At 47.4% G+C, this 13,242-nt stretch carries 15 protein-coding genes and 1 other RNA gene; 2 read left to right on the top strand and 14 right to left on the bottom strand.

The window, feature by feature from the left end; genetic code table 11:
- Positions 1–14: 14 nt before the first annotated feature.
- The 10 genes from dnaX to BLP64_RS05500 all read right to left on the bottom strand — a co-directional run bounded on the left by dnaX (position 15) and on the right by BLP64_RS05500 (position 8,140).
- Entirely contained in the window at positions 15–1,883 is a 1,869-nt protein-coding gene (gene dnaX, locus BLP64_RS05540) for a DNA polymerase III subunit gamma/tau (RefSeq protein ID WP_092592589.1), read from the bottom strand.
- A 47-nt stretch (positions 1,884–1,930) separates the two neighbouring features.
- Positions 1,931–2,449 (bottom strand): adenine phosphoribosyltransferase, encoded by a 519-nt coding sequence (locus BLP64_RS05535; RefSeq protein ID WP_092592587.1) that lies wholly within the window; start codon positions 2,447–2,449, stop codon positions 1,931–1,933.
- 9 nt (positions 2,450–2,458) lie between these two features.
- Positions 2,459–2,854 carry a response regulator gene (locus BLP64_RS05530; RefSeq protein WP_092592585.1) on the bottom strand — a complete coding sequence of 132 codons (396 nt, stop codon included), beginning with the start codon at positions 2,852–2,854 and terminating at the stop codon, positions 2,459–2,461.
- 24 nt (positions 2,855–2,878) lie between these two features.
- Entirely contained in the window at positions 2,879–3,004 is a 126-nt protein-coding gene (locus BLP64_RS10960) for a hypothetical protein (protein WP_267888208.1), read from the bottom strand.
- 134 nt (positions 3,005–3,138) lie between these two features.
- Positions 3,139–4,446 carry a tetratricopeptide repeat protein gene (locus BLP64_RS05525; protein ID WP_233340112.1) on the bottom strand — a complete coding sequence of 436 codons (1,308 nt, stop codon included), beginning with the start codon at positions 4,444–4,446 and terminating at the stop codon, positions 3,139–3,141.
- A gap of 3 nt (positions 4,447–4,449) precedes the next feature.
- A complete protein-coding gene (locus BLP64_RS05520; protein ID WP_092592583.1) occupies positions 4,450–5,058 on the bottom strand; it encodes an energy transducer TonB in 609 nt (202 codons plus the stop codon).
- Position 5,059: 1 nt separating this feature from the next.
- Positions 5,060–5,461: an ExbD/TolR family protein gene (locus tag BLP64_RS05515; protein WP_092592581.1), complete on the bottom strand. Its 402-nt coding sequence runs from the start codon at positions 5,459–5,461 to the stop codon at positions 5,060–5,062.
- Positions 5,462–5,473: 12 nt separating this feature from the next.
- Complete coding sequence (locus tag BLP64_RS05510; protein WP_092592579.1) at positions 5,474–5,998, bottom strand: MotA/TolQ/ExbB proton channel family protein; 525 nt, start codon at positions 5,996–5,998, stop codon at positions 5,474–5,476.
- A 4-nt stretch (positions 5,999–6,002) separates the two neighbouring features.
- The gene (locus tag BLP64_RS05505) at positions 6,003–7,361 is read right to left on the bottom strand and encodes a MotA/TolQ/ExbB proton channel family protein (protein WP_092592577.1); all 1,359 of its coding nucleotides are present in this window, start codon (positions 7,359–7,361) and stop codon (positions 6,003–6,005) included.
- Entirely contained in the window at positions 7,358–8,140 is a 783-nt protein-coding gene (locus BLP64_RS05500) for a DUF3450 domain-containing protein (protein ID WP_092592575.1), read from the bottom strand. Before BLP64_RS05500 ends, BLP64_RS05505 begins: the two co-directional genes overlap by 4 nt.
- Positions 8,141–8,508: 368 nt before the next feature.
- On the opposite strand from BLP64_RS05500, the gene priC reads away from it, so the two are divergent.
- Positions 8,509–8,805, top strand: a complete 297-nt coding sequence (gene priC / locus BLP64_RS05495; protein ID WP_092592573.1) for a primosomal replication protein PriC — start codon at positions 8,509–8,511, stop codon at positions 8,803–8,805.
- Here the strand turns inward: priC and BLP64_RS05490 are convergent.
- From BLP64_RS05490 to BLP64_RS05475, 4 genes are all read right to left on the bottom strand, one after another.
- Complete coding sequence (locus BLP64_RS05490) at positions 8,768–9,895, bottom strand: tryptophan 2,3-dioxygenase family protein (RefSeq protein WP_092592571.1); 1,128 nt, start codon at positions 9,893–9,895, stop codon at positions 8,768–8,770. The two genes, priC and BLP64_RS05490, sit on opposite strands and share 38 nt — an antisense overlap.
- A 115-nt stretch (positions 9,896–10,010) precedes the next feature.
- Positions 10,011–10,107, bottom strand: an RNA gene (gene ffs, locus BLP64_RS05485) — signal recognition particle sRNA small type.
- Positions 10,108–10,193: 86 nt separating this feature from the next.
- Positions 10,194–10,940, bottom strand: coding sequence for an enoyl-CoA hydratase (locus tag BLP64_RS05480; protein ID WP_092592569.1), 747 nt, complete (start codon positions 10,938–10,940; stop codon positions 10,194–10,196).
- A complete protein-coding gene (locus tag BLP64_RS05475; protein WP_092592567.1) occupies positions 10,933–12,024 on the bottom strand; it encodes a ketoacyl-ACP synthase III in 1,092 nt (363 codons plus the stop codon). The genes BLP64_RS05480 and BLP64_RS05475 overlap by 8 nt, the downstream gene beginning before the upstream one ends.
- Before the next feature lie 107 nt (positions 12,025–12,131).
- Here BLP64_RS05475 and BLP64_RS05470 point away from each other — a divergent pair, with 107 nt between their 5' ends.
- Complete coding sequence (locus BLP64_RS05470; RefSeq protein ID WP_092592565.1) at positions 12,132–13,241, top strand: methyltransferase; 1,110 nt, start codon at positions 12,132–12,134, stop codon at positions 13,239–13,241.
- Position 13,242: the final 1 nt, after the last annotated feature.

Genomic DNA, 13,242 nt, shown 5'->3' with positions numbered 1-13,242 from the left:
CAACCTCTTTTCTACTAAATGGGTTTAACGGAGTCAGCGATGAGCTGGGCTCCCAATTGTTTCTCTAATTGCTGCGCAAACGTATCTTGTGCTAAAGCTTGTTCAGCTTGCTGCAATCGTTGCTCATTAATTTTATCTTGAATTTCCGCAGGCGTTGGTGTGTCAGTATCGCCCACTAGCACATCAGCAATATGAAGTTGGTACTGATTTGCCAGGGCTTCTTTTACTCGACTGGCCATGCTTTCATTCAACAAATAGGCCCAGCTTTTACGAACCATTAAAAAGTGACGCCCTTGCTGCTGTTGTAGCACACAATGACGGACAAATTGACGCGTTAACCCATGCACATCCAGTTCTTCGACCAACGCTGCCCAGCGATCAACCTCGGCTGCAGAACGCGTCGTTTCAGCTAGTTCTATCGGCAATTCAACAACCTCTGGGCTCTCCACTGTGAGCGCTAAGGAGGATGCTGCAACAACCTCGGGCTCAGGTTCCATTTCTGGTGGTAACGTATGCTGGACTGAACTATCTAGGGTTTCACAATTTTTTTTTTGCGCCAATGCTTCTCGGGTTGCCAACAATGCCTTGAGATCCATCGCGGGTGCTTCGCGCTCTGACTCTGACTCTGGCGCTGGCTCAGGTTCTGGTTGAGGCTCAACCTGTGGCACGGGTGCCATTGCTACTTGCGGTGGTGCGCTTGGCTGAGGTTCAGCTGCCGCTTGCAACTCAGACGCTTCGTCCACTTTAATCATCGGCACTGGCGCGGTATTCTCAGTCGGTGTCGTTTCGACAATATCCAACTGTTGGGGGCGAAACGCAAGCAACCGCAACAGCGTCATTTCGACCCCACTACGCACATCGCTGGCGTACTGTAAATCACGGCGGCCTTGCACCAAAATATCATAAAAAACTTGCAATAGTTCAGCAGGAATTTGCTGAGCTAAGGTTTGTGCTTCCGCTGTTAACCCCGTTGCTTGAGCGGTCGCTGGAACGGCTTGATAGAGTGCCATTTGGTGACAAAGGTTTTGTAGCTCAGGTAATAAGCCACTCAGATCAGGCACTTGACTTGCCACCTGTTCAAGTAATTCAAACAGGCTGTCTGCTTGCCCCAACAAGATACATTGTAAAAGGTTCACTAACTGATAACTGGGGACACTGCCCAGCATTTGTTGGACCCCTTCCATCACAACCGCTTGGTTGCCTTGCGCAATAGCTTGATCTGTTAAACTCAACGCATCGCGCATACTACCTTGCGCTGCACGTGCTAATAACTGCAGCGCAGCTGCGTCAAAAGGGATATTCTCAGCCGTTAATACCTGGGCCAAATGGGCCGCAATTTCATCCCGTGATAAAGCCTTCAAATTGAATTGTAAACAACGGGACAGAACAGTGATTGGAAGCTTTTGAGGGTCAGTGGTCGCCAATAGAAATTTGACATGCGCTGGCGGTTCTTCGAGTGTCTTTAGCAGCGCATTAAAGCTGTGACGCGATAACATGTGGACTTCGTCAATCAGATAAACTTTAAAGCGCCCTTGCGTTGGGGCGTATTGCACGTTATCTAACAGCTCTCGGGTATCTTCAACTTTTGTCCGTGATGCGGCGTCAATTTCCAGCAAATCAACAAAGCGGCCCTGGTCAATGGCGGTACAAGCTCCACATTGGCCACAAGGTTCTGCCGTGACGCCTTGCTCGCAGTTTAAGCTTTTAGCCAAAATCCGAGCAATCGTCGTTTTCCCTACCCCGCGGGTACCAGTCAACAACCACGCATGATGAAGACGTCCTGTTTGTAACGCATTCATCAGTGGCTGCAGAACATGTTGTTGCCCGACAACCTCGGCAAATATGCGCGGTCGCCATTTGCGGGCGAGGACCTGATAGCTCATGCTAATCGCTTCTCTCTCGATCACTAACTTAGGGTTACTAACTTACCTTAAAACGTACACAGCGTATAGTAGGGAATCGCCGCATTAGCTAAACGCGAATGCCCTTCTAAATCATTGAGTGTGATTACAAATGCACATTCAACAATGTCCGCTTGTTGACGGCGAAGCAATTCGATGGCTGCCATCACCGTTCCGCCGGTCGCCAACAAATCGTCCATGATAACCACCCGCTCACCGGGCTGAATATCATCAACGTGAATTTCGAGGGTATCTTCGCCGTATTCCAAGGCGTAGGTCTGTGAAAGGGTCGCCCGCGGTAATTTGCCCGGCTTGCGCAAGGGTACAAATCCAATTCCGAGTGCATAGGCGAGTGCCGTCGCAAATATAAAGCCACGCGCTTCGATGCCGACGACTTTGGTCACGCCCAACGGGCGATAACGCTCCGCAAACTGGTCAATCACCTGTTGGAACACCTTCCCGTCTGCCAATAAGGGCGTTATATCTCGGAATATTACACCAGGCTTTGGGTAATCAGGTATCGCAGCAATTACGTTGGTGAGGTTCACCTCGCCCCCTTACGCAGTGCTTTGTTGCGGTTGAGCAATGGTCCTTGCTAAATCATCCAATAACTCAATTAAACGAGCACCATTAATTGGTTTCGACAGACACAAACTCGCCCCTGCTTTTTCAGCTAACGGGTCTACTTGTGCACTGTCGAGTGTGGTCATCAAGATAATGGGTACTGCGCGGTAGGCAGGTAGCTGCCGCAAACTTTTAATCAACGCCAACCCATCCATGAGCGGCATTTTATGATCCACTAGCACCACATCAAATGACTCAGTTTTACAGCGGTTTAAGCCTTCTAAACCATCATTGGCGCAGCTTACCGTGAACGGGGTCTGCGCAAGAAATTGCAACAGTTGCTCCCGGGTCGTTGGTTTATCCTCAACCAACAATAAATGCAATGACATAGAATCCCTACTGTCGTTTACAGCCTATGCTGAAAAGAATTTGATCCATGATAGAACTGCAGGCAATAAAGGCACAGCCACAAACACAATGGCAGCAAGCCAGCCCATTATTACCCCAGATTCATCACGGAAGTTTTCTTCGTGAGCCATAACTACAACCTCCTCACTTCATAAAAATTTTCGATGCGGATCATACTCGAATTATTAGCGGGGCTCAATAAGCCAATCATCATCAATAAAAAAACCCCGCAGGTGGCGGGGTTTTTACGGATAAACGATATCGCTTATAAGGTGATGCCACGATTCGAAGCTTTCGAACGAATATACTGTTCCCAGCTTGACGCATTGCGTCGCTCGTTCGAGAATTTCTTCGCTTCTTGAACATACTTCAGCGCTTCGCGGAAGTTATTGTTGTAGAAGTGAGCCTCGGTAATCGACATGTAAACACGACCCGGATTTTCAACATCGTTCTCGAGTGCTTTCAATAACGCAGCAACAGCTTTCGTGTACTCTTCTGCGCGAATGTACGCATTACCTTGACGGCGGTACATATCGGCTTTATCTTCACGAGCTTCAGCATATTGAGCTGCCTTCTCAAACTGAACAGCTGCTTTATCAAAGTCACGAGATTGTTCAAAACTACTCGCCACCATTTGGTAGTTGCGCATCGTTTTTTCAATATCGCCGGCTTCGATATGCTTCAGCATGGTCGTCGCTGCTTTATATGGAATCAGGTTGTTCGAGTACAATTGAGCGAGCGCTTTAAACTGATTTTCTTTATCAAGATAACCAGCTAAATAAGCAATCTCCATTGTCTGCAACGCTTTGCCCATATCTTCTACGAGCATATACATCATGCCCAACTGACTCCACCAGCCTTTCTCACCCGGTAAAACTTCTAACCCAGTTTCCAAGACTTTGATGGCTTCAGCGTACTTTTGGCTCTCGTAGTAAGAAGCGATTTTCAGAATATAAGGGTTACGGTTTTCTTCACCTTTTTCACGAAAAGCTGCAATCGATAAGTCCGCTGGGCGAATCACTTTATCAAATTGCTTCAACTCGTAAAAAGCGTTTGCAATACGCATAAAGACGTCTGCATCACGCTCACCGGTAAATTGTAACCATTTCCCGTAATACTCAAGTGCAAGCTTGTATTGTTCTGTTTGTAATGCCAAATCGGCGGTCAGCTTTAACACTGACGCGTGATCGCTCCAGCCCAATTCATTGGAGTCAGCAGCCTGTTTAACCAGTTGAATCGCGCGGTCAAACTGCTCATCTGCAGCGTACAGGTTCCCTAAAAAACGGTTCACATACGCCACGTCAAAAGAATCACGCGCACCCGCTGCTTCCAACTCGGCAATAGCACCCTTCACATCTTCCTGTTCAGTATACATGTCGAGGGCTTTGATCAAACGGCGACCAACTCGTTCGCTTACCACTTGGTTACGACGTGCGTCTTTCGCAGCTTGAACTTGCTCTGCTGATGGCAAATTGTAATTGATTTCCTGTGCGTGGACAGTAGCCGAAGCTACTGCCATCACAGAACACAATACACTCGCACTTAATAACGTTGTGAGTTTTTTGTGCATCATCTGTTACTCCATATCCAACTTGAAATCAAGCTGAACGGTTTGGCCAGGCTGACGAACCGGCTTTCCATCAACAACTTTTGGCTTATATTTCCAACGTAGCAATGCTCGACGAGCTTCTTGGTCGAATACTCGACGCGGCTCAGAGTTAATTACTTCAACGTCAGTCACACCACCTGTTTCGTCAATTGTGAAGCGCAGCATCACCCATCCTTCAAGCCCATCACGTGCCGCCGCTGGCGGATAGCGAGGGTTGATTCGGACAATCGGGGTAGCATCCCCGTCGGCGACTGCCAAACCACCTGTTCCCAACCCTGTATCAGTCGAAATTTCGACATTACCGAAGTCCGGGTTAAAGTTCAGCCCGTCACTCGATGTATCAGGCTCGGCCTGAGGAGTTTGGGGCGGCTGCTGAGGTGGTGGTGGCGGCGGCGGCGGAGTCCGTCGAATCCTATCCACATCAGAATCCGGTGGTGTTGTCACAATCTCAATAGGTGGTGTAGGCGGAGGTACGTCTTTCCGTCCGTCCCCACCGCTAATCAAATAAGCCATGAAAGCGAACAGAAGGAACGTAGCTACAGCACCCAATAGTAATGATACTATGAAGCGCACCATATTATTCGACCTCTGCAGCAATGGATATCTTATCGATACCCGCTTCCTTGATTTGATCCATGACTTTTACGACAGTACCATGCTTGGCTTCTTTGTCCGCCTGAATCACGACGATATCAGTTGGCTGTTCTGCCAATAGACGCTCAATGTTTGCACCAACGCGCTCAACATCAACCATACGCTTGTCCATCCACACTTCACCATTCGCACGAATAGCGATGAAGATGTTGGCAGACGGTTTCGCCTGCGCTTGACTCGCTTCTGGCTTGCTCACGTCAATACCTGCTTCTTTAACGAAAGAGGTCGTCACGATGAAGAAGATTAACATGATGAACACGATGTCCAACATCGGTGTCATATCAATCGCTGCTTCTTCCTCTTCCTGAAAACGTTTACGTGCCATAGTTATTCTCTCTTAATGATGTGGCAAACTGTCAATCAATTTGTTCTTCGCTTTACGAACCCGAGCTTCTAAGCGCGTCGCAAAGTACATACCTGACAATGCTGCAACCATTCCTGCCATCGTTGGGATGGTCGCCATTGAAATACCTGACGCCATCAAACGCGGGTTACCAGTCCCCTGTACGGCCATGATTTCAAACACTGTAATCATACCCGTAACGGTTCCTAACAGCCCAATTAATGGACACAGCGCAACACATGTTTTGATCAACAAAATACGTGCATTAAGTTTATCTTCGGCTTCAGAAAGCCATGCATCACGAATTTTATGAGCGTACCATGAGGTGGTATCCGAGCGGGCATTCCATTTCGCAATAATATTATTACGAAGTTTTGGATACTCGCTGGTCAAGAACCAGAAGCGCTCAATCATGAGAACCCACATGATGAAGAGTGCTCCCATGACGACGTACAACACGTCGCCACCGGTCGCTAAAAAATCCCTGATAGATTCCCAAAGTCCCACCAGGTAGTTCATAGGATTACCCCTTCTTCTCCGCATGCGCAGCTACGATACCAGTAGCTTGCTCATCGAGTACCTGAACGATCGATTTTGCACGTGCAGCCACAACAGAGTGAACTAGAATCAATGGAATTGCGGCGATCAGACCTTGTGCAGTTGTTACCAACGCCATTGAAATGTCGCCAGCCATAATTTTCGGGTCACCTGTACCGAACAATGTGATTGATTGGAACGTACCGATCATACCCACAACAGTACCAAGTAGACCTAATAATGGTGCAATCGCTGCAAAAACTTTGATGATGTTAACGCCGCTATCGATACGTGGAGTTTCACGTAAAATAGCTTCGTCAAGTTTCATTTCTAAGGTTTCAACGTCAACCGCTTGGTTTTCTTTGTAAACAGTCAGAATACGACCCAACGCGTTATTCGATGATGGGTTTTCGATATTCTTCAACTGTGAACGCATTTTACCTGCTTCAGCCGTTAAAGTGATGAACTTGTAGATAGCAATCAAGATACCAATGATAAGTACTGCGGTAATAACGTAACCAACAGTGCCACCTTGGTGATAACGCTCAGAAAGGGTTGCTTTCTGGATTGCTAAGTTCAAGATTTGGCCGCGCGCCGGGTCAATGTAAAGTGGTGCGTAGCCAGATTGAGTTTGCTCAAACTTGCCTGCTGCTGAGGTCACGTATCCATCAGGCTGACGGCCCAACTCTTGAATTTCACCCACGCTGTCGTTGTAGCGGAAGTACTTGCTATCAGCGATTAAGTTAAAGACACCTACACGAGTGACTTCAAGATTGGCAGTTGAACCGCTCACAGCCACGTCTGCGTTAAACTTGACCACACGGCCTGATTCACGCATTTCGGTTAACCATGCTAACCACAGTTCTTCGAGTTCAGCGATAGTTGGGACTTCACGCGCTTCAGCGATACTTTCCAACACCACTTCACGACCTGGATATTGAGCACTTACAATTGAGGTAGCGATACGGCCAATCGTGTCAGATGCAGCACCACGTGCTACCCCAACGATTTCACCTAAAGTACCCATTGCGTTTTTCAATTCTTCTTCTTTATTTGCTAAAGAAACTTCGTTCTCAGCGAACTCACGTTGCAAACGCTCACCGCGAGATTTTTCATTCGCTAATTGACGTTTAGCATTGGTTAACAATGCTTGCTTATCAGCACGCGCCGAAGTGAACTCTGCTTCACGTTCTGCGTTAATACGTTGAGAAGCAGCACGGTTCTGCTTAACCATTTCTAATAATTGGTCAAGTGACTTTGCTTCCTCTTGCGCATAGGCAACGCTTGCGCCAGCTGATAATGAGAATGCTGCTGCTACCAGCAAAGATTTCACTAGTTTGTTCATTCTGCACGCTCCGCTGCATAGATTGGCAGTTTAATCAAATCAGGTGCGGTTTGCTTCCGCGCCATACGAATCGCTTGAGTTAATGAGTTCAAGTAAGAATCGTCTAACGCTTCCCACTCCCCAGAGTTATTGTTGTAAATCCAACCGTTTTTCAAGTCGGTTGATTGTGCCAACAATGCAACGCGCCCTAAGTGGAAGTAATCAACTGCGATTTCTTCTCCACCAAATTGCAGCTTGCCTTCATAGGCAATTAAACCTGCACCGTAGTCCATTTCAGCTTGATAAGCTTCAGTGATCTGACGGAATTGCTCAGACGTAGTCACGTTTGAAGCGCCCATGATGTCGCGTAAACGCGCAACACGCTCTAAACGACTTTCTTTATGAATTGGAAGGTCCAGTTGCACAAACTGCTCCAAAGCGTCGATCATTTTGTACATCAAAGGAACTACGCCTTGCTTAGTTGCTTCAATGCCGTCGATCTGGCGCTGTAGAGAAGCCAGTGATGCATTTTGGTCATCCACTAAACGCTGAACGTGGTCGTTATACACCTTGAGGTTTTCATACTCGTCCACGACACGGCGGTATTCAAATAGTAATTCTTGGCTCTGCTCGAACAAAGAATCGATTTTTTCTTGTGACCGCTTGTCAGCTGTGTGAATTTTTGCTTCTTCGTTTTGCAACGTAGAAATCTGTTGGGCAGCGACTGTTGCGCTACCTGCAATTGCGAACATGCCGACGAGGGCTGCAGCAATTTTGCTTTTATTGATTACTTTGGTCATAGTTCCCAACCAATTTGACTTAACTTATTAGCATAACGGTAACACACCGTTAGCCTCCCAGTTATTGAGTGACGAATAGAATTTAATCAACACTTGCAGCTACTACCTGTGGAGTACACCAAGGTAATAATGCTCAATACTCCCACGATCAATAAGACAATGTCAACAGCCTAAGTGGGCTAAAATAGACAGGCTCCAATTCATTCCATCTGCTCACACAATCTTAACACTTAAGATAATTAGGGTGGGTTGAGGGAGCCTGATTCACTTCAAATTGAGCTCGTAGTTTCACCGAGGTATTTACAGTACACTTACCTTATTTCTAGGGTATGACGCACTGAATAGAATCACATCTAAAAGAGAAGCAAATGGATCCACAACTGAAACAACGGCTTACACAGCAAATCGAGCGGTTAGAACACCAACTACAGCAACTGAATATCAATGCTGATGCTTTTGCAGGTTGGTTTGATCCTCAGTTATTCAATCAGGACGTCGATCACCCGCAAGATTACATTCACGAGCTGCGCCGTAACTTGCGTCGCCTAGAGCAAGCGACAACCAGCCAGCGAAGCCAGTGGTTGTCGGAACATTTAGCGCATCAACTGCGTTCGCTGCATCAAGCGATCAATTGGTTCCAGCAGGAGCAGCGCCCTCGTCCTTAGGCCGTTGTTGGAAATGGAAGCCCAGTGCTTGACGTAGTAATGGCGGTAAGTCAGGTAAGTCATGCTTGGGAAGTAAATAAGTCGCCATCGCAAAAAAGTCTCTAAATACCCGATTCTGTTCTGTGGTTCGGCGTAAGTAATCATGCCCTGAAGAGCCACCTGTCCCAATTTTCGTACCAATCATGCGCTGCACCATCATGGCATGTTTGTAGCGCCAAATGGTAAGTTTCTCATCCATTTCAATGAGTGCTGTAATCACTTGGTACGCGAGGTGAAATGCGGGTTCTTCACGATACTGGGTAATAAATAAGGCACTTAACATGGCACGCTGTGATAAACGCACGCGCTGTTCTGCCTGTAACGAACCATAACTTTCGCTATCAAATAATGCAGAGAAATTGTTTCTATTCACTTGCAGGTTGGCGAGCTCAGCGTTGAGTTCTTGCTCACTCGTAATGTTATTGCGAATGATTTGTTCATCCCTATCCAAGGCACGCGTGACTGCTTGCTGATACATGTCCCAAAAACTGAAATCATCGAATTCCAAAAATGGCATGCGAGCCAACCATTGATCCACCCCATCAAATAAACTCGGTTGTTGCTCTAGTTGCTCCAAGTAAGCGCGGTCGCTATCATTCAAACGACTATAAAATGACGCTTGATCGTAAGTAATACGAGTGTCACGGGTCAGGCCTAATAGAATCTCTAACTCTTTAAATTGAATACTCTGAAAGCCAGACGCAGGCACCAAATAATCCCGAAACTCTAAAAACTCTTGGGGAGTCATGGTCTCAATGATGCCGACTTGCTGATTCATTAGCTCTTGAATCGCTAAGACTCGTCGTAATCGATGGACCACGGTTTGCATCGCTCTATCATCAAGTTCTGGCTGTTGAAACTCGCGATGAATGCTCCATAATTCGTGCAGCACTTGTTTAAACCACAGTTCATAAACTTGGTGCACAATGATAAAGAGCATTTCATCATGTGCCTCTGGGCCATATCGCTTGCTATGGGGGGACTGAGCATCAAGCAGTTTATCTAGCTGCAGATACTCACCGTAATAAACGGGTTTGATATTTTTTGCCATGCGGTCCTCAGTCATGATTATGAATTATTTTTGAAAGGATGCAGAAAGCACACTGGATTCAGTGTAGTTTGACGTGTTTTCAATGGGACAGCAAGACAGTATCGAAGGGAGGCAACCCCACCAGCCACACCCCGGCACACATTTCCCTGACTACGGCTGCTCCCTTCCGGGCCTGACCGGGTTCGCCAGTTCATGTTGCGAGGGGACCAATGAGGTCGCCATAACGCGAGCATTATCGCTTAAAGCAGCAGGGGTCGCAAGGCTATTGCAACCGACTGCTGGTTTATTAAACAGGAGGTTATTTCTTACGCTGTAAGACGGCGTGAATTGCTGCTCGTGCCGCATCTGACGTTAACGCTTGAGCAAAGACAGTCGCCTCACGCCCAATCCGCTCTGCCACCGTTTCAGGGGGTAACTTCATCAGTTGCTTGCTGGCCCGTAAACTACCTTGCGGTTTCGCCGCCAGGGCACTGGTAACTGTAGTGACGGTTTCCAGTAACGCATCCGGCTCCACCACACGATTCACCAAGCCAAACTCCAACGCTTGCTGAGCACTGAAGGAATCCCCTAACAATAGCAATTCAGCTGCGTTGAGATACCCCACTCGTTGCGGGAGCAATAAACTCGAACCGGCTTCAGGCACCAAGCCCAGATTAATAAAGGGCAAGGCAAATTGTGCGTTGCTACTCGCATAAACCAAATCACAGTGCAGTAAAATGGTGGTGCCAATGCCGATAGCGAGCCCGTTAACCGCCGCCACCACTGGCACGGTTAATCGGCTTAACGTGTATAAGAATTGAAACGGAGGCGCGGTATCATCCAAAGCTTCCACCGCTAGAAAATCATGCAAATCATTACCAGCAGTAAAACTATCGCCTGCCCCGGTAATAACGACAGCGGCAATCGAGGTATCTTGCTCAGCTTCAAGCAACGCTTGGTTTAACGCGCGATACATGTCTTGCGTTAAGGCATTTTTCTTTTCCGGTCGGTTCAGCGTCAGCCACAGTACCTGCTGTCGCACCTCCGAGAGAATGAACTCACTCATCGCCACGTTTTTCCCATGCTGCTTTGGTTCCTTGATATAAAGGAAGGATTAAATCGAGCGCTGTCTCACCAGTATCCGGTAAAGTTTCGGTATTATCACGAATTGGAGTGACCCGTTGGCCCCATTTAATAATTCCCGCACCACACGTTAAACCGCCACCAAACACCGCAGAGACAATGGTGTCTCCCGGTTTGACAATGCCCTGCTCCACCGCTTCACAAAAAGCGATCGGCAAGGTTGCCGATGACGTGTTGCCATACTTCTGAATGTTAATGACGGTTTTTTCTTCCGGCACATTGCACATTTTTGCCAGGTAGTCGATCAACCGTTTATTGGCCTGATGCGGAATCAATGAATCAATGTCATCGGTGGTTAAGCCGGTTTCTGCAAAGACGCGCTCGACAGCGGTGTTCATGCCTTTTACCGCGCGCTTGAAAATTTCCTGGCCGATAAAGTTAAATGGCATGATTCCGTCAAACCCAAACCGGTCAAAGCTCATGCCAAATTCAAGTGATAATACATCACGTGCTTCCGCATCGCAGGTCACGTGAGAAGCCAAAAGGCCACTTTCCACATCACTGGCTTCCAGAATCATTGCACCAGCACCATCACCGAACAGTACGGCACTTTCCCGCTTGGTCCAGTCCAAGATACGAGTTAAACGCTCTGCACCAATCACCAAGACTTTTTTATGCGCGCCGGTACGGATGGCTTGGGTGGCATAATGCAACCCATATAAGAAACTACTACATGCCGCGTTTAAGTCAAACGCTGCGGCTGTTTTATTACCTAAATCGCGCTGCACCGCGGATGCCACGTTAGGGATAATCTCATCTGGGGTACAAGTACCCACTAAAATCAAATCGAGTTCTTCAGCGTCCAAGCCCGCTGCTGCTAATGCGTTACGCGCTGCAACCACCGCCATCTTCGACGTGCCCACGGCACTAACACGGCGCTCTTCAATTCCTGTGCGCGTTCGAATCCACTCATCGGACGTATCTAAAAAAGTGGCGAGATCATCGTTTGTTAATTTGGCAGGTGGTAAACATTTACCCCAGCCGGTAATTTCAGCGTATTTTTTCACGTGTTAAAACCTATATAGTCAGCGGTCGTTTTTCGCTATCATATCACGAATGTCGTACAGTGAAATGTCCGACCATTCATTTACCTTAGTCGATAACAAGTGAGCGCATGACAATCATGACTAGTGGCAGTAGCCAATGGCAACTGCACCGATATCCAAAAACCTCTCGCGATACATTACAAGCATGGGAAGCCGCTGACGAATTGCTGCATGACATCATTGCCGAACGCAGTGACCAGAACCCGTTGCTGGTGAATGATCAGTGGGGGGCATTGTTAATGCCACTGGCCTCAACTCAAGTGGCGAGCCTGAGTGACTCTTATGTCAGTCATTGTGCTTGGTTTAATAATTTAGCACAAAACCAGTTACCCAATACATTACAACGTCTAACACCGTTAGATCCGCTCCCTGCAACAACCGACGTGGTGTATTTAAAGCTTCCTAAAAGCTTGAGTTTACTTGAATTTCAGTTGGCAAAGTTAAGCGCCAGCTTAGCACCTGGCACGCCCTTATATGCTGCCGCTAAAAGTAAATTATTCACCCCCTCGGTGCGGGCGCTGTTTGAACACTATTGTGAACCGGTTGAGTTTTCCTTGATCAAACGAAAGTGTCGCATCGTAACGGCCACCTTAAAACAGGTTCCTCTCGATGAAAATCGCTTTATCAGCGAGTGGGACTTACCAGAGTTCGGGTTGAAATTATCCCACCATGCCGGAGTTTTTGCTCGCAACCAACTGGATATCGGTGCCCGTTTTTTACTGGAGCATCTTCCTCCTCCGGGTGCCGAGCAGGTGATCGACTTAGGCTGTGGTAATGGCGTCCTCGGTTTGCGTTATGCGCAACTTTCTCCCCAGAGTCACATTGAATTTGTGGATGAGTCGTATCTGACTATCGCATCGGTTATCCGTAATATCGCAGCCAACTTGCCAGGGTCATCGCAATATACAACAGTGGTCGATGATTGCTTAACGGCAAGAGCGGCACAAAGTGCCGACTTAATTTTATGCAATCCACCATTTCATCAAGAGCATGTGGTGACCGAACATATCGCCCAACAGATGTTTCGCGATAGCAAACGGGTATTACGGAAAAATGGTGAATTATGGGTAGTGGCTAATCGTCATCTGCCTTATTATCATGCATTAAAGCGACTGTTTCGCACCGTAAAAACCGTCGCACAGAACAATAAGTTCATGATTTATCAAGCACGAGGGTAAG

It is taken from the genome of Pseudidiomarina indica (genome assembly GCF_900104245.1).
In the GTDB taxonomy this organism is placed as follows: Bacteria; Pseudomonadota; Gammaproteobacteria; order Enterobacterales; family Alteromonadaceae; genus Pseudidiomarina; species Pseudidiomarina indica.
This window is presented reverse-complemented; position numbering and strand designations above follow the sequence as displayed.